This is a genomic window from Sulfuricaulis sp. (assembly GCF_049587675.1).
GTDB lineage: Bacteria > Pseudomonadota > Gammaproteobacteria > Acidiferrobacterales > Sulfurifustaceae > Sulfuricaulis.
In genome coordinates, this window is sequence record NZ_JBAVEJ010000096.1 from 11,174 (window position 1) to 29,163 (window position 17,990).

Annotated in this window: 29 protein-coding genes and 2 pseudogenes; all 31 read right to left on the minus strand. The window is 60.5% G+C overall.

Features of this window, described 5'->3' with window-relative positions; all coding sequences use genetic code 11:
• Complete coding sequence (locus WB402_RS05020; protein ID WP_424205820.1) at positions 1-2,490, minus strand: EAL domain-containing protein; 2,490 nt, start codon at positions 2,488-2,490, stop codon at positions 1-3.
• Between the two features lie 7 nt (positions 2,491-2,497).
• Positions 2,498-3,301 (minus strand): SAM hydrolase/SAM-dependent halogenase family protein, encoded by an 804-nt coding sequence (locus tag WB402_RS05025; RefSeq protein ID WP_424205821.1) that lies wholly within the window; start codon positions 3,299-3,301, stop codon positions 2,498-2,500.
• A gap of 408 nt (positions 3,302-3,709) precedes the next feature.
• A pseudogene (gene rplQ, locus WB402_RS05030) lies at positions 3,710-4,087 on the minus strand (50S ribosomal protein L17); the annotation flags it as partial.
• A gap of 20 nt (positions 4,088-4,107) precedes the next feature.
• Entirely contained in the window at positions 4,108-5,121 is a 1,014-nt protein-coding gene (locus WB402_RS05035) for a DNA-directed RNA polymerase subunit alpha (RefSeq protein ID WP_424205822.1), read from the minus strand.
• A 29-nt stretch (positions 5,122-5,150) separates the two neighbouring features.
• Complete coding sequence (rpsD, locus tag WB402_RS05040) at positions 5,151-5,777, minus strand: 30S ribosomal protein S4 (RefSeq protein WP_424205823.1); 627 nt, start codon at positions 5,775-5,777, stop codon at positions 5,151-5,153.
• A 24-nt stretch (positions 5,778-5,801) separates the two neighbouring features.
• Positions 5,802-6,221: a 30S ribosomal protein S11 gene (gene rpsK, locus WB402_RS05045; RefSeq protein ID WP_424205824.1), complete on the minus strand. Its 420-nt coding sequence runs from the start codon at positions 6,219-6,221 to the stop codon at positions 5,802-5,804.
• Between the two features lie 19 nt (positions 6,222-6,240).
• On the minus strand, positions 6,241-6,621 hold the full coding sequence (gene rpsM, locus WB402_RS05050) for a 30S ribosomal protein S13 (RefSeq protein WP_424205825.1): 381 nt from the start codon (positions 6,619-6,621) through the stop codon (positions 6,241-6,243).
• Between the two features lie 225 nt (positions 6,622-6,846).
• A complete protein-coding gene (gene rpmJ, locus WB402_RS05055; protein WP_096361292.1) occupies positions 6,847-6,960 on the minus strand; it encodes a 50S ribosomal protein L36 in 114 nt (37 codons plus the stop codon).
• Between the two features lie 32 nt (positions 6,961-6,992).
• Positions 6,993-8,339, minus strand: a complete 1,347-nt coding sequence (gene secY, locus WB402_RS05060; protein ID WP_424205826.1) for a preprotein translocase subunit SecY — start codon at positions 8,337-8,339, stop codon at positions 6,993-6,995.
• Between the two features lie 40 nt (positions 8,340-8,379).
• Positions 8,380-8,814, minus strand: coding sequence for a 50S ribosomal protein L15 (gene rplO / locus WB402_RS05065; protein WP_424205827.1), 435 nt, complete (start codon positions 8,812-8,814; stop codon positions 8,380-8,382).
• A 2-nt stretch (positions 8,815-8,816) separates the two neighbouring features.
• A complete protein-coding gene (gene rpmD / locus WB402_RS05070; RefSeq protein WP_424205828.1) occupies positions 8,817-9,002 on the minus strand; it encodes a 50S ribosomal protein L30 in 186 nt (61 codons plus the stop codon).
• Between the two features lie 12 nt (positions 9,003-9,014).
• Positions 9,015-9,524, minus strand: coding sequence for a 30S ribosomal protein S5 (gene rpsE / locus WB402_RS05075; protein ID WP_424205829.1), 510 nt, complete (start codon positions 9,522-9,524; stop codon positions 9,015-9,017).
• A gap of 10 nt (positions 9,525-9,534) precedes the next feature.
• The gene (rplR, locus tag WB402_RS05080; RefSeq protein ID WP_424205830.1) at positions 9,535-9,891 is read right to left on the minus strand and encodes a 50S ribosomal protein L18; all 357 of its coding nucleotides are present in this window, start codon (positions 9,889-9,891) and stop codon (positions 9,535-9,537) included.
• 27 nt (positions 9,892-9,918) lie between these two features.
• Positions 9,919-10,452 carry a 50S ribosomal protein L6 gene (gene rplF / locus WB402_RS05085; RefSeq protein ID WP_424205831.1) on the minus strand — a complete coding sequence of 178 codons (534 nt, stop codon included), beginning with the start codon at positions 10,450-10,452 and terminating at the stop codon, positions 9,919-9,921.
• Positions 10,453-10,461: 9 nt separating this feature from the next.
• Entirely contained in the window at positions 10,462-10,854 is a 393-nt protein-coding gene (rpsH, locus tag WB402_RS05090) for a 30S ribosomal protein S8 (protein ID WP_424205832.1), read from the minus strand.
• A 229-nt stretch (positions 10,855-11,083) separates the two neighbouring features.
• Positions 11,084-11,389, minus strand: a complete 306-nt coding sequence (rpsN, locus tag WB402_RS05095; protein ID WP_424205833.1) for a 30S ribosomal protein S14 — start codon at positions 11,387-11,389, stop codon at positions 11,084-11,086.
• A gap of 10 nt (positions 11,390-11,399) precedes the next feature.
• Positions 11,400-11,939, minus strand: a complete 540-nt coding sequence (rplE, locus tag WB402_RS05100) for a 50S ribosomal protein L5 (protein WP_424205835.1) — start codon at positions 11,937-11,939, stop codon at positions 11,400-11,402.
• 11 nt (positions 11,940-11,950) lie between these two features.
• A complete protein-coding gene (gene rplX / locus WB402_RS05105; protein ID WP_424205837.1) occupies positions 11,951-12,271 on the minus strand; it encodes a 50S ribosomal protein L24 in 321 nt (106 codons plus the stop codon).
• 12 nt (positions 12,272-12,283) lie between these two features.
• Complete coding sequence (gene rplN, locus WB402_RS05110) at positions 12,284-12,652, minus strand: 50S ribosomal protein L14 (protein ID WP_424205838.1); 369 nt, start codon at positions 12,650-12,652, stop codon at positions 12,284-12,286.
• An 88-nt stretch (positions 12,653-12,740) separates the two neighbouring features.
• Entirely contained in the window at positions 12,741-13,007 is a 267-nt protein-coding gene (rpsQ, locus tag WB402_RS05115; protein ID WP_424205839.1) for a 30S ribosomal protein S17, read from the minus strand.
• A gap of 4 nt (positions 13,008-13,011) precedes the next feature.
• Complete coding sequence (gene rpmC / locus WB402_RS05120; protein ID WP_424205840.1) at positions 13,012-13,200, minus strand: 50S ribosomal protein L29; 189 nt, start codon at positions 13,198-13,200, stop codon at positions 13,012-13,014.
• Positions 13,201-13,212: 12 nt separating this feature from the next.
• Complete coding sequence (rplP, locus tag WB402_RS05125; protein ID WP_424205841.1) at positions 13,213-13,623, minus strand: 50S ribosomal protein L16; 411 nt, start codon at positions 13,621-13,623, stop codon at positions 13,213-13,215.
• A 15-nt stretch (positions 13,624-13,638) separates the two neighbouring features.
• Complete coding sequence (rpsC, locus tag WB402_RS05130) at positions 13,639-14,322, minus strand: 30S ribosomal protein S3 (RefSeq protein WP_424205842.1); 684 nt, start codon at positions 14,320-14,322, stop codon at positions 13,639-13,641.
• Positions 14,322-14,690, minus strand: a complete 369-nt coding sequence (rplV, locus tag WB402_RS05135; RefSeq protein WP_424205843.1) for a 50S ribosomal protein L22 — start codon at positions 14,688-14,690, stop codon at positions 14,322-14,324. The genes rpsC and rplV overlap by 1 nt, the downstream gene beginning before the upstream one ends.
• Before the next feature lie 22 nt (positions 14,691-14,712).
• Positions 14,713-15,003 (minus strand): 30S ribosomal protein S19, encoded by a 291-nt coding sequence (gene rpsS, locus WB402_RS05140; protein ID WP_424205844.1) that lies wholly within the window; start codon positions 15,001-15,003, stop codon positions 14,713-14,715.
• 15 nt (positions 15,004-15,018) lie between these two features.
• Positions 15,019-15,840 (minus strand): 50S ribosomal protein L2, encoded by an 822-nt coding sequence (gene rplB, locus WB402_RS05145; protein WP_424205845.1) that lies wholly within the window; start codon positions 15,838-15,840, stop codon positions 15,019-15,021.
• Positions 15,841-15,852: 12 nt separating this feature from the next.
• Positions 15,853-16,146, minus strand: a complete 294-nt coding sequence (gene rplW / locus WB402_RS05150) for a 50S ribosomal protein L23 (RefSeq protein WP_424205850.1) — start codon at positions 16,144-16,146, stop codon at positions 15,853-15,855.
• 74 nt (positions 16,147-16,220) lie between these two features.
• Entirely contained in the window at positions 16,221-16,838 is a 618-nt protein-coding gene (gene rplD / locus WB402_RS05155; protein WP_424205846.1) for a 50S ribosomal protein L4, read from the minus strand.
• A 20-nt stretch (positions 16,839-16,858) separates the two neighbouring features.
• Positions 16,859-17,527: a 50S ribosomal protein L3 gene (rplC, locus tag WB402_RS05160; RefSeq protein WP_424205847.1), complete on the minus strand. Its 669-nt coding sequence runs from the start codon at positions 17,525-17,527 to the stop codon at positions 16,859-16,861.
• Between the two features lie 10 nt (positions 17,528-17,537).
• Positions 17,538-17,849: a 30S ribosomal protein S10 gene (gene rpsJ / locus WB402_RS05165; protein WP_424205848.1), complete on the minus strand. Its 312-nt coding sequence runs from the start codon at positions 17,847-17,849 to the stop codon at positions 17,538-17,540.
• Positions 17,850-17,864: 15 nt separating this feature from the next.
• Positions 17,865-17,990, minus strand: a pseudogene (gene tuf, locus WB402_RS05170) (elongation factor Tu); the annotation flags it as partial.

Genomic DNA, 17,990 nt, shown 5'->3' on the forward strand with positions numbered 1-17,990 from the left:
TCAGTTGTACATTTCCTTCGCCCGCGCGCGGATCGCATTCCACTCCCCTTCGGGCAGCTGCAACACCTGGTGCAAGGGCTTCGGGGTGTCGATCCCCAGACCCTGCGCGTAGTCCACGCCCATCTCGCGGATACTGTTCAAGATCGGGGCGTTCTCCACCGATTCGGCGATGGTGGTCAGTCCCATGACATGCCCGATCTGGTTGATGGCCTCCACCATCGCGTGGTCGACGGGATCTTCGACCATGCCCTCGATGAAATCGCCCGCGATCTTGAGGTAATCCACCGACAGGCTCTTGAGATAACCGAACGAGGACAGGCCGGAGCCGAAATCATCGAGCGCGAAGTGGCAGCCCATGCTCTTGAATCGCGCAATGAAATCGCGTGCGCGCGCCAGGTTGGCAATGGCCGCCGTTTCGGTGATTTCAAAGCAGATGTTCGCGGGACTGATGTGGTGCTGGGCGAATTGCTGCATGACGAACTCCAGGAATTTTTCATCGCCCAGAGACTGGCCGGACAGGTTGATGGCGAAGCGGGCATTGCCGGGTTCGCCGCCACCTACGCTCCGTGCCTGATATTCTTCCAGCATCGAGAACACGGTCTTGATCACCCAACGGTCGATCGACGGCATGAGATGATATCGCTCGGCGGCCGGGATGAATGCCGCGGGCAGCACCAGGTCCTCGTCCTGAACGCGCACCAGGATTTCGTAAAAACGCGCGGACGGGGATGTTTCCTCACTCAGCGGGACAATCGCCTGGCAATACAGATCGAAGCTGTTGTTTTCGAGCCCTTGCCGCAGCCGGTGCACCCATTGCATCTCGCCGCGGCGCTGGGCCATGGCGCGATCGCCCGGCTGGTAGATATGGATGCGGTTGCGCCCGTGGTCCTTGGCCACGTAACAGGCAGAGTCAGCGGCGCTCATCACCTCCGTTATCCCGCCGCTGTCGCGCGAGATCGGCACGAGTCCGATGGAAACGCCGATTTCAAACGTGCGGCTTTCCCACAAAAAACGGAAATCCTTGACCGACTGGCGCAGCAGTTCGGCGATTTGCTTGGCCTTGTCGACGGAGCAATCCTCGAGCACCACTCCGAACTCGTCCCCGCCCAGGCGCGCGAGCACGTCGCTGGAACGGATTTCCTTTTGCATGTGGTTCGCCAGCTGTTTCAGGAGCTCATCGCCCGCGATGTGTCCGCAGGTATCATTGACGATCTTGAACTGATCGAGATCGAGATACAGCAGCGCATGCTCGCGCTGCCCGGCCTGGGCGCTTTCGAGGACCTGATTCAGGCGCGCCTCGAACTCGCGGCGGTTGAGCAGTCCCGTGAGCGGATCGTGGCTCGCCAGAAATGCCATCCGTCGCGCCATGCTCTGGATCTCGGTGACGTCGTGGAATACCACGACGGCGCCGAGAATGGCGCCGTCGCGGTCACGTATCGGCGCCGCGGAGTCCTGGACTTCGATCTTCCCGCCCTCGTGGCTCATCAGCAGATGGTGGCTGTCGTGGCGGATGACGCGGCCTTCCTGGAGGCAATAATGGATGGGGTACTCTTCGAGGCGCTTGGAATCCTCGTCAAAAATCTTGAACACTTCGGAAAGCGGTTTACCGCGCGCGGCGTCGCCTTTCCATTCCGTGAACTGCTCAGCCACCGGATTCATGTACACGATCCGGCCTTCGGCGTCAGTGGTGATGACACCGTCGCCGATGGATTCAAGCGTGACCTGCGCACGCACCTTTTCCAGAAACAGCGCGTCCTCCGACCGTTTTTTCTCCTTGTCACGCGCTTCTTGGAGCGCCGCGGCCATGGCGTTGATGCCGTCCTCCAGTCGGCCGACTTCTCCGCCCGACTGGGTGGCGACGCGATGATCGAGCTGGCCGTTCTTAATTTTGTCCACCGCCCGGGTGAGTGACAACACCGGCCGTGTCACCGTGCGCGCCATGCGCAGCGCAAACACCACGGTCGCCACCAGGCCCAGCGCCACCATGAACAGGCTCTGGAACAATATCCGGTTCTGCTCCGTCTGCAGCGCGGCGCGGGATAGCGTCACCGAAACCAACCCGATCTGCTTGCGCGTTTCGACCGCGTCATTCGTCCGCGGCGCGGTGCCGGTGGTCGATTCGACATGATAGATGGGCGCTAGGAATTTGTAGCGTGTGCCATCCGTGACGGGACTTTTGTCCTTCTCGTCAACGTCGGCGCGCGCGCGAATGCTGCCCCCCATGTCCGTCACTGTCACGGACAGCACATTCTTTTCCTTCAATACCGGCTGGATGAGTTCCGCCAACCGCTTCCGGTTACGGGCTGAAATAGCCTCTTCACAGGCTGCTGCGAGACGCGTGGCGAGCGTCTGCCCGCGATCATGCAGCGCCTGCTCGAGGTCCTGAATGCGTGCGTTGGTGAATTGCTGCAGCGCCAACAACAGCACCGCCACGGTGAGCGGTGCCAGCACCATGAACAGCGCCCGTTTCTGCAGGCTCCAATTCTTCATGCGAGGCTCATTTCTCCAGAAACACGATGGGATCGCCGGGTTTCAGGCCCAGCCGCGCGGCGGCGCTGCCGCAATTGACAGCGATCTCGACAAGCCCGTTGGCGTTCTCGTACCAGAATACCGCACCCGGTGGCACTTCCGAAAAGATCTGTGCATATTTCACAACTTCCCCGTCGGCACGAAGCGTCTGTTCCGGGCGGATCGTCACCGCACGCACACCGGTAACGCAATTACCATAATGGTCAACATACAGGATTTCAGCCAGGTCGTCCGGCCAAGACTCTCCCGGGCGAGGTGCCTGCGTGATCGGAGCGGAATCCTGTATTTCACCGCGCACCCGTATCGACTCTGTGGACCGGCGGTCGGGGAAATAGCCGGCCGGCTCGGAATCCGGCATCTCGCCGCGCGCCAGTCGCGCCGCCACCGGCGCAAACAGGTCACGTCCGTGGAAACTGGCGGACAACCGCGGCGGTCGCCAGCGGATCACGCGGCAATCGCAATCACCGGCACGGCGCTTCACCATCTCAAACAGGCCATTGTCCGGGCCAACATACCAGCGCCCATCAGCCTTGAGCATGAGCGGTCGGCGCGCGCCGCCCACGCCCGGGTCCACGACACACATAAAAACCGTGCCCGGCGGAAACTCGTGGATATAAGCTGGTAACAAATAGGCGGCGGCCCGGATGTTGAAATCTGGAACCGCATGAAACAGGTCGATGACCGGCACGCCCGGTGCCTCCCGCGCGAGCACCGCGTGCAGCTGGCCGACGTAGGGGCCGGTAAGGCCGAAATCGGTAAAAAGGACAATCATGGCGAACCTGCCTTATTGTCTCTCACGGCGCTTTAACAGGCTGCTGTAAAATTCTTTTCAGCAGCCTGTTAGGCGCCACAGGGATGTGCCGCATTGAAAATCAAACACTTGCGTGTTTGATTTTCAATGCGAGGCGCTCGTCATACGACAAGACGAACGAGCGAAGCGAGTAGGGCTATCGGTTCGCGCCGCGCCGAAGCGAGCTGAAAAAGTCCATGGAAGGACTTATTAAGCAACCTTTAAACAAAAAAGCCGGGCGCGGGCCCGGCTTTTGGTACACGCTCGATCGAACCGGCACTATTCCGTTGTGGCTTTAGCGGCCGATTTTTTGCGTGTGGCGGCTTTTTTCTTGGGCGCAGCCTTGGCCTTCTTGACCTTTTTGGCCTTGCCTTCGGCCGCGGGCGCCGGTTCTTCCGCCGTGGTAACGGTCTGACGTTCGGTCAATTGCACCAGCGCCATGGGCGCGGAATCTCCGCGGCGATAGCCGGTCTTGAGGATTCTGAGGTAGCCGCCCGGGCGGTCCTTGAATCGCACGCCGATATCATCGAACAATTTTCCCACCATCTCGCGGTCACGCAGGCGCGAATAAGCCAGTCGGCGATTGGCCAGTGTCGCGCTCTTGGCCAGCGTGATCAGGGGTTCGGCCACGCGCCGCAATTCCTTCGCCTTGGGGAGCGTGGTCGCCAGCTGTTCGTGACGCAGCAGCGAAACCGCCATGTTGCGGAACATCGCTTGACGGTGACTGCTGGTGCGGTTGAGTTTACGGCCGCTCTTGTGGTGACGCATGGTTTAAGCCTTGTGTTTTCTCAGATGCCGGAACCCTGTTGCTCCGGGGTCTTCTCTCTCTCCCTGAGGGAGGTCGGCGGCCAGTTCTCGAGTTTCATACCCAGCGACAGACCGTGCTGGGCCAGAACGTCCTTGATCTCGGTGAGGGATTTCTTGCCGAGATTCGGTGTCTTGAGCAGCTCGAACTCGCTGCGCTGAATGAGATCGCCGATGTAAAAAATGTTTTCCGCCTTGAGGCAATTGGCCGAGCGCACGGTCAGCTCGAGATCGTCCACCGGCCGCAGCAGCAGCGGATCCATCTCGGGCTCTTTCTTTTCTTCCGATACGGTCTCGGGGCTCTTGAGTTCGACGAAAATGGAGATCTGATCCTGGAGGATGTTGGCCGCACGCCGTACCGCCTCTTCCGGGTTGATGGCGCCGTTGGTTTCGATATCCAGCACCAGCTTGTCGAGGTCGGTACGCTGCTCCACGCGCGCGTTCTCGACCGTATAAGCCACGCGGCGAATCGGGCTGTAGGAGGCATCGAGCTGCATGGTACCGATGGCCCGGCCCGGCTCGCCGGTGCGCGCCGTCACTGGCTGGTAACCGCGACCGCGATTGACCTTGAGTTCCATATTCAGCGAGGCGTCCTTGGTGAGAGTGGCGATCAGATGCTTGGGGTCGACCACTTCCACGTCGTGTTCCAGCTGGATGTCGCCAGCCGTAACCGTGCCCGGTCCCTTCTTGGAGAGCTTCAGCGTCACTTCCTGGCGACCGTGCAAGCGCAGCGCGACCGTCTTGAGATTGAGCAGGATCTCGATCACGTCCTCCTGCACACCTTCCAGGGTCGAATATTCATGTAGCACGCCTTCGATCTTCACCTCGGTAATCGCACTGCCCGGCATCGAGGACAACAGTATGCGCCGCAGCGCATTGCCGAGCGTATAGCCGAAACCGCGTTCGAGCGGCTCAAGCGTGATTTTCGCGTGCGTGGAAGAAAGCGTCTGCACATCCACCAGACGCGGCTTCAGAAATTCGGTTGCAGAACTCTGCATGAGGGCGTCCTCGCTAGATACTGATTACGTTACTTCGAATAAAGCGCCACGACGAGACTTTCGTTGATCTCGGATGGCAGATCGTTGCGTTCGGGCACGGTCTTGAACGTGCCCTTCATGGCTTTGACGTCCACGTCCAGCCACTCCGGAATGCCGCGCTGTCCCGCCGCTTCGAGCGAGGCCTTGATGCGCAACTGCTCGCGCGACGACGTGGCAATCTCGATCAGATCGTTCGGCCGGACCTGATAGGAAGGAATATTCACGCGCTTGCCGTTGACAAGCACGGCGTTGTGACGCACGAGCTGCCTCGACTCGGAGCGCGAAATGCCAAACCCCATGCGGTACACGACGTTGTCCAGGCGGGATTCGAGCATCTTCAACAAATCCTCGCCGGTCGAGCCTTTGTGGCGTGCGGCTTCCTGGTAGTAATTCTTGAACTGACGCTCGAGCACGCCATAGATGCGACGCAGCTTCTGTTTCTCACGCAACTGCTTGCCGTAATCGGACAGGCGGCTCTTCTGCTGGCCGTGCTGGCCGGGAGCATAGGCGCGCTTGTCCACCGGACACTTTTCGGTGAAACATTTCTCGCCTTTCAGGAACAGCTTGCCGCCTTCACGCCGGCACTGACGACACTTGGAATCGGTATAACGCGCCACTGAGTGGTTCTCTCCGTAATGTACTTAAACGCGACGACGCTTGGCCGGACGACAACCGTTGTGCGGCATCGGCGTCACGTCGATGATATTGGCAATTTCAAATCCCAGGGCGTGCAACGCACGCACCGCTGACTCACGTCCCGGGCCCGGACCTTTCACGCGCACCTCGAGCGAACGCACGCCGTATTCCTGGGCGCCGCGTCCCGCCTTGTCGGCCGCCATCTGTGCGGCAAACGGCGTGCTCTTCCGCGAACCCTTGAAGCCGGTATTGCCGCAGGTCGCCCATGAAAGCACGTTGCCCTGACGATCGCTGATCGAGACGATGGTATTGTTGAACGAAGCATGGATATGGGCCACGCCCTCGGAAACGCTCTTCTTGACGCGCTTCTTGGCCTTGGCCGGTGCGGCGGCAGATTCAGGTGCGGCGGTTTGATTGGTAGCCATTTATTCAGTATCCCGTGTGCTATTCGGTGGTCGGCTTGCCCGTGCCGCGGATGACGCTCTTGCGCGGACCCTTGCGGGTGCGGGCATTGGTTTTGGTGCGTTGACCGCGCACCGGCAGACCGCGGCGGTGACGCATGCCCCGGTAGGTACCGAGATCCATCAAGCGCTTGATGTTCATGGACACGGTGCGGCGCAGATCGCCCTCCACCGTGAACTTCGCCACCTCGAGGCGGATTTTGTCGACCTCCGCATCGGTCAGATCCTTCACCTTGGCGACCGGCGACACGCCCGAGGCGGTGCAAACGTCGCGCGCGCGCGTATGACCGATCCCGTAGATCGACGTCAAGGCGATCCAGATGTGTTTCTGGTTCGGAAGATTGATACCTGCAATACGGGCCATTTCGCTTCTGTCTCCTGCTGCGCCCCGGCGCGGGAAAACGCGCAAGGGTACTGATTCATCCGGTAAAAATCAACTATTTAGCGTTGGTTTCTTTCTACTGTCCACCCACCTACCAGCCATCCGTGGCGCGACGCCTAAAGGCTTCGCTAAATCCCAGCCCGGCCATCCATGGCCGGGCGTTCTGCGGCACGGATGCACGTTAAGTGCATCCGCGACTACCCCGCCTCACCCTTGCCGCTGTTTGTGGGTCGGATCGGAACAGATCACCCGCACCACGCGTTTACGCCGCACAATCTTGCAGTTACGGCACATTTTCTTGACGGACGCCCTTACTTTCATCATTTTTCTCCTGATACGCTCGAATCGCGCGGTTAGCGCGGCAACCCCATGCCACCGGTCAGATTCGCCTTCTTCAACAGGCTCTCGTACTGATGCGACATCAACCGGGCCTGCACCTGGGCCATGAAATCCATGCACACCACCACCACGATCAGCAGCGAGGTGCCGCCGAAATAAAACGGCACGTTCCACTTCACGATCAGAAACTCCGGCAGCAGGCACACCAGCGTCACGTAGATCGCGCCACCCAGGGTCAGGCGCGACATCACGCCATCGATGTAGCTCGCCGTCTGATCGCCCGGTCGTATGCCCGGGATGAACGCCCCGGACTTCTTCAGATTCTCCGCCGTCTCCTTGGGATTGAACACCAGGGCGGTATAAAAGAAACAGAAGAACACAATCGCCGAAGCGTACAGAAGCACGTAAATCGGCTGTCCCGGCGACAGCGTCGTAGCGATGTCGCGCAGCCAGTTCATGCCTTCCGCCTGCCCAAACCAGCTCACCACCGTGGCCGGGAGCAGGATGATGCTCGAGGCGAAGATCGGCGGAATCACGCCCGCCATGTTGATCTTCAGCGGCAAATGGCTCGTCTGCCCGGCCATGACCCGCCGCCCCTGCTGACGTTTGGCGTAGTTCACGGTAATACGTCGCTGACCGCGCTCGACGAACACCACGAACCCGGTGACTCCCAGCGTAATCGCAAACAGCACCAGCACGAACAGCGGCTGGAATGTGCCGCGGCTCGCGAGATCCAGCGTATGCGCGATCGCCCCCGGCAGCCCGGCGACGATGCCGGCGAAAATCAGCATCGAGATGCCATTACCGATGCCGCGCTCGGTAATCTGCTCGCCGAGCCACATCATGAACATCGTGCCGCTTACGAGCGAGATCACCGTAATCAGCTTGAAACCAATTCCCGAGGCGATCACCACCGGCACGCCGGCCGCGGTCTGACTCTCCAGCGCGATGGCGATGCCCAGCGCCTGGAAGGTGGCCAGCACCACCGTGCCGTAACGGGTGTACTGCGTGATCTTGCGCCGCCCGCTCTCGCCTTCTTTCTTCAGCTGCTCCAGCGTCGGGATCACCGACGTCATCAGCTGCATGATGATGGACGACGAGATGTACGGCATGATCCCCAGCGCAAACAGCGAAAACCGCTGCAACGCGCCGCCGGAAAACATATTAAAGAGCCCGACGATGGAATTCTGCGTACCCTCGAACATCTGGGCCAGCGCCACCGGATTGATGCCTGGCACCGGGATATAAGTCCCGATGCGATACACGACCAACGCGCCCAGCACGAAAAAAATCCGCTGCCGGAGATCCGTGAGCTTGCCCAGGCCCGCGAGACCGCCGAAAGTTCCGGCCGGACTACTCATACGACAAGACGAACGAGCGAAGCGAGTAGGGCTTCATTTTTCAGTCTTCGACCTTCCCGCCGGCTTTCAGTACCGCTTCGCGTGCGCCTTTGGTCAACAGGATTCCGCGCAGCGTCACCGGCTTCTCCAGCGAACCGGAAAGATAAACCTTGGCCCGCTCCGCTTGCGACGGTACGACGTTCGCCTTCTTGAGTGCCGCCAGATCGATGACCGCGTCTTCGAGCTTGCCCAGTTCGAGCAGCCGCACTTCCGCAGTTTGACCCTTCAGGGCCGAGCGGAAACCGCGCTTCGGCAGACGCCGCTGTATCGGCATCTGGCCGCCCTCGAAACCAACCTTGTGATAACCACCGGCGCGCGCTGTCTGGCCCTTGTGACCCTTGCCGGAGGTCTTTCCCAGACCTGAACCGCCGCCGCGTCCCAGGCGCTTGGCCGCCGTTTTGGCGCCGCGACCCGGTTTCATCGTATTCAGCTGCATGTTCATATTTCCTCGCACTTCACCAGGTAGGAGACCTTGTTGATCATCCCACGCACGGCCGCGGTATCTTCCAGCTCCACGCTATGCCGTTGACGGCGCAGACCCAGTCCGCGAATGGTCGCCATATGCTTCTTGCCGGTACCGAAAAAGCTGTGCAGCAACGTCACCCGGAGTTTTTTCTTGGCCATGGTTTGCGCTCCTTAACCGAGGATCTCTTCGACTTTCTTGCCACGCTTGCGCGCGACCATGTCCGGGCTGTGAATGGCCTGCAGACCCTTGATGGTGGCTCGCACGACGTTGACCGGATTGCGCGAGCCGAGGCACTTCGCGAGCACGTCCTGCACGCCCACCACCTCGAACACCGCGCGCATGGCGCCGCCGGCAATAACACCGGTACCCACGGAGGCGGGTCTGATCACGACCTTGGAGGCACCGTGCGCCGCCATGACCGCGTGATGCAAGGTCGGTCCCTTGAGTTGAACCTTGGTCATGTTACGGCGCGCATTTTCCATGGCCTTGCTGACCGCCGCCGGCACTTCACGCGCCTTGCCACGGCCGATGCCGACACGGCCGGCGCCGTCGCCCACCACGGTCAGCGCCGAGAAGCCGAAAATCCGGCCGCCCTTGACGACCTTGGCCACGCGCCGGACGCTGATCAGTTTTTCCTGAAAATTGTCGCTACGTCCTTCGGATTCCGTGAATGCTGCCACTATGTAGTCCTCAGAAGTCCAAACCGCTTTCGCGCGCCGCGTCGGCCAAAGCCTTCACGCGCCCATGATATTTGAAGCCGGAACGGTCGAAGGCTACGCGCGTGATGCCCGCGCTCTTCGCCTTCTCGGCAATGCGTTTGCCGATAAGCTTCGCCGCCTCAACATTACCGCCGTGTTTAACCTGGCCACGCACATCCGCTTCGACCGTGGATGCGGAGACCAGCACCTTGCCGCCCGTCTTGTCGATGATCTGGGCATAGATGTGACGCGGGGTACGGTGCACGCACAGGCGGTCGGCCTGCAGGCCGATGATTTTCCGTCGGATATGCCGCGCCCTGCGCAGACGTGTATTGATTTCTCGTTTCATATAATTCGTTTACCTGACTCAAAGCCGTTATTTCTTCTTGGCCTCTTTCTTTACTACTACTTCATTGACGTAACGCACACCCTTGCCCTTGTACGGCTCGGGTGAGCGGTAGTCGCGAATTTCGGCGGCCACCTGACCCACCATCTGTTTGTCCGCGCCCTTGATCACCAGATTCGTCTGATCCGGCGCTTCGATCGTGATCCCGTTCGGAATATCATAAACAATCGGGTGCGAATACCCCAGCGTCAGGTTGAGCTTCTTGCCCTGCACCGCGGCACGATAACCGACGCCGATGATGGTGAGTTTCTTCTCAAACCCTTTGGCGACTCCGGTAACCATGTTATTCACCAAGGCCCGTGTGGTGCCCGAGATGGCTCGTGCCAGTGCCGAGTCATTGGTGCGCTGGAACTTGAGCAGGCTGCCTTCCTGCGTCATCTTCACCAGCGGATGCATCTCATGCTCCAGATTGCCCTTGGGGCCTTTCACACTGAGCTTGGCGCCGGCAAGCGCCACCTGGACGCCGCTCGGAACTGTTACCGGATATTTTGCGATTCGTGACATGGCGGACTCTTACGATACGATGCACAGAATTTCGCCGCCGAGCCCGGCCTTGCGGGCGGCGCGGTCGGACATGATGCCTTTCGAGGTGGAGATAATCGCCACGCCCGTGCCGCCGGCGACGCGCGGCAATTTGTTCGTGCCCTGATAGCGGCGCAAACCGGGAGTGCTCGCCCGATCAAGGCGCTCGATCACCGGCTGTCCGCCGTGGTATTTCAGAGTGATATCGAGCATGGGTCGTCCACCCACCGTAATTTCCTGGCACGCCTCGACATAGCCCTCGTCCTGCAGCACCTTGGCAATGGCGAGTTTCAGCTTGGAAGCCGGCACGTGCACGTTCATCTTCTCGGCCTTCTGGCCGTTGCGGATGCGGGTCAACATGTCGGCGATCGGATCGGTCATCATATTCGGTTCATACTCCTCAAAACTTTTATCTATGCCATCCCTGGCGCTACGCTGATGGCTTCGTTAAGCCCCAGCCCGCTTACAGCCCGGGCTGCAGCAAAAACAGCTGCATCCGTTCGGCGGCGCAAACGTCCACTGAACGTTTGCAGATTCTCCGCCTCACCCATGTGCGGACGCTCGTCGGCGCGAACAGACGTTAAGTCTGTTCGCGAATTCTCCTCCTCGCCCTCTACCAGCTCGCCTTGGTGACGCCGGGCACTTCACCGCGCATCATGATCTCGCGCAACTTCGAGCGCGACAACCCGAACTTGCGGTAATAGCCGCGCGAACGTCCGGTGAGGCTGCAACGATTGCGGCGGCGGGTGTAGCTCGAATCGCGCGGCAGTTTCTGCAACGCGACCATGGCCGTGTGGCGTTCCTCTTCGGAGAGCTTCACGTTCTTGACCTTGTCGCGCAATTCGGCGCGCTTGGCGGCGTACTTGATCACCAGTGCCGTGCGGTTCTTGTCGCGATTGATCATGCTTGTCTTGGCCATGCAAAAATCCTCAAGTGCGCAGCGGGAAACTGAACGCCACGAGCAACTCACGCGCTTCCGCGTCGGTCTTGGCGCTGGTGGCGATGGTGATATCCATTCCGCGGATCGCATCGACTTTGTCGAAATCGATTTCGGGGAAAATGATCTGCTCCTTGATGCCGAGCGAATAATTGCCGCGTCCATCGAAGGAGCGTGACGGCAGACCGCGGAAATCGCGGATGCGCGGGATCGCGACACTGATCAGGCGATCCAGGAATTCATACATGCGCGCACCGCGCAGCGTTACCTTGCAACCGATCGGCCAGTTCTCGCGCACCTTGAAATTGGCGATCGATTTGCGCGCGCGGGTGATTTGGGGCTTCTGGCCGCTGATCTGCGCCATGTCGTTGACGGCGTTGTCGATCACCTTTTTATCGGCCATGGCCTCGCCCACACCCATGTTGAGGGTGATCTTGGTGATACGCGGCACCTGCATCACGTTCTGGTAGCCAAACTTGGCCTGCAGCGCGGGTATCACGCTCTTCCGATAATGTTCCTGTAACCTAGCCATTGCTCAAAACCTTATTTCACGTCGGCGACTTCGCCGCTTTTCTTGAAATATCGCACCTTGCTCTTGTCCTGCATGGTCCGCATGCCCACGCGCTCACCCTTGCCCGTCGCCGGGTTGTACAGGGCGACGTTGGAAATGTGGATCGGTGCTTCCCGATCGATGATCCCGCCGGTCACCCCCTTGTTGGGGTTCGGCTTGGTGTGACGCTTGATCATGTTCACGCTCTCGACCAGCACGTGGCTGTCCTCGATCATGCGCAGTACCGTGCCCTGCTTGCCCTTGTCACGGCCGGTCAGCACCATCACCTTGTCACCTTTGCGAATCTTTTTCATAGCCTTCAACCTTTACAGCACTTCCGGTGCCAGCGAGATGATCTTCATGAACTGTTCGGTGCGGAGTTCGCGCGTCACGGGTCCGAAAATACGCGTGCCGATCAGTTCGCGCTTGGTATCCAGCAGCACCGCCGCATTGGTGTCGAAGCGAATCACCGATCCGTCCGTCCGGCGCACGCCCTTGCGGGTACGCACGATGACGGCGTCGTAGACATCGCCCTTCTTGACCTTGCCGCGCGGAATCGCTTCCTTCACGCTGACCTTGATCACGTCACCAATACCGGCGTAGCGGCGATGGGAACCCCCCAGCACCTTGATGCACTGCACCGTTTTTGCCCCGCTGTTGTCGGCAACCATCAGCGTGGTCTGCATCTGGATCATTAGCCTGTCTCCACTCGGCACCCCGCTCCAGGCGAAAGCGCGCGATTATATCATTCGCACCAAAATCAGCCAAAATTCAACGTCTTATTCAGACCTCGCGGGCCTTTTCCAGCACCTTGACCAGACGCCAGGCCTTGGACTTGGACAGCGGCCGGCATTCCTCGATCTCCACCAGATCGCCCTGTTTGCACTCATTGCTCTCGTCATGGGCGTGCAGCTTGGTATGACGCGTCACGATCTTGCCATACAGCGGATGGCGGATACGGCGATCCACCTGCACGGTAATCGTCTTGTTCATCTTGTCGCTGATGACGCGGCCGCTCAGCGAGCGCGCGGTTTTCGTCTTTTCGCCCATGTCCTTATCTCGACTTCTCGTTCATGACGGTGCGCAGGCGCGCGATATTGCGCCGCACCTTCGGCAGATTCGCGGTATTGGCCAGCTGTCCGGTCACCCTCTGCATGCGCAGGTTGAACTGCTCGCGCAGCATGTCAGTCAGCTCCTTCTGGCGCGCCGCGGCATCCATCTCTCGATATTCTTTCGTCTTCATCTTGTATCTGCCTTACAACGTTCTGGTCACGAACATGGTTCGGACCGGGAGTTTGGCGGCCGCGAGCTTGAACGCTTCGCGCGCTTCCTGCTCGTTGATCCCTTCCATTTCATACAACACGGCGCCGGGCTTGATCTCGGCCACCCAGTATTCGACATTGCCCTTGCCGCTGCCCATGCGCACTTCGAGCGGTTTCTTGCTCACCGGCTTGTCCGGAAACACCCGGATCCACACGCGTCCGCCGCGCTTAATGAAATGGGTGAGCGCGCGACGCGCGGCCTCGATCTGGCGCGAGGTCAGGCGCCCGCGGGCAACCGACTTCAGCCCATACTCGCCGAAGCTCACCTTGTTGCCGCGCAACGCCAAGCCGCGATTGCGGCCCTTCATCATCTTGCGATATTTGGTTCGTTTCGGTTGCAGCATAAATATATTCCTAAGTTACGCCGTCGCGCCTTTCTTCTGAGCCTCGGCGTCTTCCGCCTTGGGCGCGTCCTTGTCGAACACCTCGCCCTTGAAGATCCACACCTTCACGCCGATCTTGCCGTAGGTCGTGTGAGCCTCGGAAAATCCGTAATCGATGTCGGCGCGCAGCGTATGCAGCGGCACGCGACCCTCTCGATACCATTCGGTGCGCGCGATCTCGGCGCCGTTCAGGCGACCGGCGACCATGACCTTGATGCCCAGCGCGCGCAGGCGCATGGCATTGGTCACGGCACGTTTCATGGCGCGCCGGAACATAATACGTTTCTCGAGCTGCTGCGCGATATTCTCGGACACCAGCTGCGCGTCCAGCTCCGGCTGGCGCACTTCTTCCACCGCCAGTTGCACCGGACGGCCGGCGATCTTGGTCATCTCCTGGCGCAGCTTCTCGATGTCCTCACCCTTCTTGCCGATGACAATGCCGGGACGCGCGGTATGCACGGTGATATTGATGCTCTGTGCCGGACGCTCGATCACGATCGTGCTCAGCGCCGCGTTCTTGAGCCGCACCTTGAGGTAGTCACGCAGCGCGATATCCGAGATCAGGTTCTGGGTATAGGACTTGGTGCCCGCGTACCACTTGGCGGTCCAGTCGCGGCTGATCCCCATGCGGAATCCGATCGGATTGATTTTCTGGCCCATCAGCTTTTCTCCTTCTTCACGGCCTTGGACCGCTTTTTCTCATCGCTCACCGTCACCGTGATATGGCTGGTGCGCTTGAGAATACGCACGCCCCGCCCTTTCGCGCGGGCATGAAAACGGCGCAACGTGGGTCCGCCGTCGACCTGAATTGTCGCGACCTTCAGTTCATCCACGTCCGCGCCCTCATTGTGCTCGGCATTGGCGATGGCCGATTCGAGCACCTTGCGCAGGTGGCCCGCCGCCTTCTTGGGGCTGAACTGGAGCAACTCCAGGGCGCGCGCCACCGGCAGGCCGCGTACCTGGTCGGCGACCAGCCGCCCTTTTTGCGCGGACACACGAACGTATTTCAGAATGGCAGTGGCTTGCATGGCATTACTTTTCCATCGTCACTTACTTGGTTGGCTCTTCCGTTGTGACCTTGCGGTCGCCCGAGTGCACCTTGAAAGTCCGGGTGGCGGCGAATTCGCCGAGCTTGTGGCCGACCATATTTTCGGTCACCAGCAGCGGCACATGCTGCCGCCCGTTGTGCACCGCAATCGTCATGCCCACGAAATCCGGCATAACGGTCGAACGGCGCGACCAGGTCTTGATCGGCTTCTTGCTGTTTTCCGCGCGCGCCTTGTCCACCTTCGCGGCGAGGTGCGCGTCGACAAATGGTCCTTTTCTGACTGAACGTGGCACGGTCCGGAACCCCTTTTACTTACGCCTGTGAATAATCATGGAATTGGTGCGCTTGTTGGCGCGCGTCTTGTAACCCTTGGTCGGCGTGCCCCACGGGCTCACCGGATGGCGTCCACCCTTGGTGCGGCCTTCGCCACCGCCGTGCGGATGGTCCACCGGGTTCATGGCCGTGCCACGAACCGTCGGACGGATGCCGCGCCAGCGCGACGCTCCCGCCTTGCCGATCTTGCGCAGTGAATGCTCGGCATTCCCGACTTCGCCGACAACACCGCGACAGTCCACGTGCACCTTGCGCACCTCACCGGAACGCAGTCGCAGCTGCGCGTAGTCGCCATCCCGCGCGACCAGCTGCAGGCTTGCGCCCGCGGCGCGTCCCAGCTGGGCGCCGGCACCGGGCTTGAGTTCCACACAATGCACGGTCGAACCCACCGGAATACTGCGCAGCGGCAGGCAGTTGCCCGCCTTGATCGGGGCCTCGCTACCGGACAGGATTTCCATGCCCGCCGTGACGCCCTTGGGGGCGATGATGTAGCGGCGCTCGCCATCCTTGTACAGCACCAGCGCGATATTAGCGCTGCGATTCGGATCGTACTCCAAACGTTCCACCCGGCCCGGAATGCCGTCCTTGTCGCGCCGGAAATCGACAATGCGATAATGGCGCTTGTGTCCGCCGCCCTGATGGCGCGTACAGACACGGCCAAGATTGTTACGCCCGCTGCCACGGTTTTTCTTTTCGAGCAGCGGCGCGTGCGGCGCGCCCTTGTGCAGATCGGGGCTTCTCACCCGAACCATGGCGCGGACACCCGCGGAAGTTGGCTTGCTCTTGACCAGTGCCATTGTCTAAATTCCTTATTGCTGCCCGACGAAATTGATGTCCTGGCCCGGCTTCAAGCGCACATAGGCCTTCTTCCAGTCCTGCCGGCGGCCGGCGTTACGTCCGCCCTTGCGCTTGCCCAGCACGTTCGTCACCGTCACCGATTCCACCTGGACGTTGAACATTTTTTCCACCGCCAGCTTGATCACCGGCTTGGTCGCATCGGGACGCACTTCGAATACCATCTGCCGGTTCTTATCCGCCAGACGCGTGCTCTTCTCGGAGATATGCGGCGCGAGAATGACATGAAACAGTTTCTCTTCGTTCATTTTGACGGGCAACGCCCCTGCGGTTTTCTCTGCGGTCGCGGGGCGCTTGGTCGTTTTCTTTCCTGGGGCAGCCTTCATGCCAGCATCTCCTCGAGCTTCTTCACCGCGCCCTGGGTCACGATTACTTTTTCATGACGGACCAGTGTCACCGGATCGGCCTGGTTCACGGTGCGCACGTCCACGTCCGGAAGATTACGCGCCGCCAGCGCCAGATTGTTGTCGAGCGTATCCGTCACGATCAGCACGTCGGCGGTGTCCAGTTTCTTGAGTTTTTCCACCAAGGCCTTGGTCTTGGGCTGATCCATATTGAATTCGGAAACCGTCACCAGCCGGCCCTGCCGCAGCAGCTCGGACAGGATAGAACGCAGCGCCCCGCGGTACATCTTGCGGTTGACCTTGTGCGTGAAATTCTCGTCCGGCGAGGACGGGAACACCTTGCCACCGCCGCGCCACAACGGGCTGCGGATGGTGCCGGCGCGCGCCTGGCCGGTGCCTTTCTGGCGCCACGGTTTCTTGCCGCCGCCGCGCACTTCGGAACGGGTCTTCTGCTTGCGCGTGCCCTGGCGACCGGTCGCCTGATAGGCAACCACGACCTGATGCACCAGCGGCTCGTTATAGGCCGCGGCGAACACCGTGTCGGAAACCTGAAGTTCCGACGTCGATCCCGTTGCATTCATCAGTTGCACTTTCATGTCCGATCCTTAACTGCTTATTACTTCAGCTTCGCGGCCTTGGCCGCTTTCCGGGTCTTGACGCTCGGGCGGATCACCACGTCCTGACCCTTGGGTCCGGGAATGGCGCCTTTGACCATGAGCAGGTTGCGCTCGGCGTCCACCTGCATGACTTCAAGATTCTGGCAGGTCGCCGTGGCATCGCCCAGATGTCCGGCCATGGGTTTGCCCGGAAACACGCGACCCGGCGTCTGGCGCTGGCCGATGGAGCCCGGAGCCCGGTGACTCAGCGAGTTACCGTGACTGGCGCGCCCGCCGGCGAAATGGTGTCGCTTGATGGTACCGGCAAAACCTTTACCGATCGAAGTGCCCTGCACGTCCACGTGCTGGCCCACCTGGAAAATATCCAGCTTGATCTCGGTGCCGGGCTTGAGCTCGGCACCTTCGTTGGCACCCAGGCGGAACTCCCAGAGTCCCCGGCCCGGTTCCACGCCAGCCTTGGCATACTTGCCCGCCAGTGGCTTGGGCAGGCGATCCGCGCGGCGGCTGCCGACGGTCAGCTGCACGGCGCGATAGCCGTCCTTCGCCTCGTCCTTCAGCTGGGTGACGCGGTTGGCGGTCACTTCCAGCACCGTGACCGGTGTCGCCTCGCCGGTTGCCGAGAACAGGCGGGTCATGCCGATTTTTTTGCCTACGAGTCCGAGTGCCATGATCAATGCCTCAGGAGAGCTTGATTTCGACATCCACGCCGGCGGCGAGGTCGAGCTTCATGAGCGCATCCACGGTTTTGTCCGTGGGCTCGATGATGTCCATGATCCGCTTATGCGTGCGCATCTCGAACTGGTCGCGCGATTTCTTGTCGCAATGCGGCGAGCGGTTGAGTGTATAGCGCTCCACCTTGGACGGCAGTGGAATCGGGCCGCGCACGAGCGCGCCGGTGCGCCTCGCCGTGTCGACAATTTCCGACGCGGAACGGTCGATCAGACGATGATCGAATGCCTTGAGGCGGATGCGGATTTTCTGGTTAGCCATTGCTTTGCTCAAATCCTATTCAATCACCTTCGCCACCACCCCCGCGCCCACGGTCCGGCCGCCTTCGCGGATGGCGAAGCGCAGGCCCTGTTCCATGGCGATGGGGTTGATGAGGGTGACCACGATCTTGATGTTGTCCCC

What these genes read in the sequence shown, in the direction of transcription:
- WB402_RS05020 (WP_424205820.1), bottom strand. Translation starts at nt 2,490, where the DNA reads ATGAAGAATTGGAGCCTGCAGAAACGGGCGCTGTTCATGGTGCTGGCA.
- WB402_RS05025 (WP_424205821.1), bottom strand. Translation starts at nt 3,301, where the DNA reads ATGATTGTCCTTTTTACCGATTTCGGCCTTACCGGCCCCTACGTCGGC.
- WB402_RS05035 (WP_424205822.1), bottom strand. Translation starts at nt 5,121, where the DNA reads ATGCAGAGTTCTGCAACCGAATTTCTGAAGCCGCGTCTGGTGGATGTG.
- rpsK (WP_424205824.1), bottom strand. Translation starts at nt 6,221, where the DNA reads ATGGCTACCAATCAAACCGCCGCACCTGAATCTGCCGCCGCACCGGCC.
- rpsM (WP_424205825.1), bottom strand. Translation starts at nt 6,621, where the DNA reads ATGGCCCGTATTGCAGGTATCAATCTTCCGAACCAGAAACACATCTGG.
- rpmJ (WP_096361292.1), bottom strand. Translation starts at nt 6,960, where the DNA reads ATGAAAGTAAGGGCGTCCGTCAAGAAAATGTGCCGTAACTGCAAGATT.
- secY (WP_424205826.1), bottom strand. Translation starts at nt 8,339, where the DNA reads ATGAGTAGTCCGGCCGGAACTTTCGGCGGTCTCGCGGGCCTGGGCAAG.
- rplO (WP_424205827.1), bottom strand. Translation starts at nt 8,814, where the DNA reads ATGCAGCTGAATACGATGAAACCGGGTCGCGGCGCCAAAACGGCGGCC.
- rpmD (WP_424205828.1), bottom strand. Translation starts at nt 9,002, where the DNA reads ATGGCCAAGAAAAAACTCCGGGTGACGTTGCTGCACAGCTTTTTCGGT.
- rplR (WP_424205830.1), bottom strand. Translation starts at nt 9,891, where the DNA reads ATGAAACGAGAAATCAATACACGTCTGCGCAGGGCGCGGCATATCCGA.
- rplF (WP_424205831.1), bottom strand. Translation starts at nt 10,452, where the DNA reads ATGTCACGAATCGCAAAATATCCGGTAACAGTTCCGAGCGGCGTCCAG.
- rpsH (WP_424205832.1), bottom strand. Translation starts at nt 10,854, where the DNA reads ATGATGACCGATCCGATCGCCGACATGTTGACCCGCATCCGCAACGGC.
- rpsN (WP_424205833.1), bottom strand. Translation starts at nt 11,389, where the DNA reads ATGGCCAAGACAAGCATGATCAATCGCGACAAGAACCGCACGGCACTG.
- rplE (WP_424205835.1), bottom strand. Translation starts at nt 11,939, where the DNA reads ATGGCTAGGTTACAGGAACATTATCGGAAGAGCGTGATACCCGCGCTG.
- rplX (WP_424205837.1), bottom strand. Translation starts at nt 12,271, where the DNA reads ATGAAAAAGATTCGCAAAGGTGACAAGGTGATGGTGCTGACCGGCCGT.
- rplN (WP_424205838.1), bottom strand. Translation starts at nt 12,652, where the DNA reads ATGATCCAGATGCAGACCACGCTGATGGTTGCCGACAACAGCGGGGCA.
- rpsQ (WP_424205839.1), bottom strand. Translation starts at nt 13,007, where the DNA reads ATGGGCGAAAAGACGAAAACCGCGCGCTCGCTGAGCGGCCGCGTCATC.
- rpmC (WP_424205840.1), bottom strand. Translation starts at nt 13,200, where the DNA reads ATGAAGACGAAAGAATATCGAGAGATGGATGCCGCGGCGCGCCAGAAG.
- rplP (WP_424205841.1), bottom strand. Translation starts at nt 13,623, where the DNA reads ATGCTGCAACCGAAACGAACCAAATATCGCAAGATGATGAAGGGCCGC.
- rpsC (WP_424205842.1), bottom strand. Translation starts at nt 14,322, where the DNA reads ATGGGCCAGAAAATCAATCCGATCGGATTCCGCATGGGGATCAGCCGC.
- rplV (WP_424205843.1), bottom strand. Translation starts at nt 14,690, where the DNA reads ATGCAAGCCACTGCCATTCTGAAATACGTTCGTGTGTCCGCGCAAAAA.
- rplB (WP_424205845.1), bottom strand. Translation starts at nt 15,840, where the DNA reads ATGGCACTGGTCAAGAGCAAGCCAACTTCCGCGGGTGTCCGCGCCATG.
- rplW (WP_424205850.1), bottom strand. Translation starts at nt 16,146, where the DNA reads ATGAACGAAGAGAAACTGTTTCATGTCATTCTCGCGCCGCATATCTCC.
- rplD (WP_424205846.1), bottom strand. Translation starts at nt 16,838, where the DNA reads ATGAAAGTGCAACTGATGAATGCAACGGGATCGACGTCGGAACTTCAG.
- rplC (WP_424205847.1), bottom strand. Translation starts at nt 17,527, where the DNA reads ATGGCACTCGGACTCGTAGGCAAAAAAATCGGCATGACCCGCCTGTTC.
- rpsJ (WP_424205848.1), bottom strand. Translation starts at nt 17,849, where the DNA reads ATGGCTAACCAGAAAATCCGCATCCGCCTCAAGGCATTCGATCATCGT.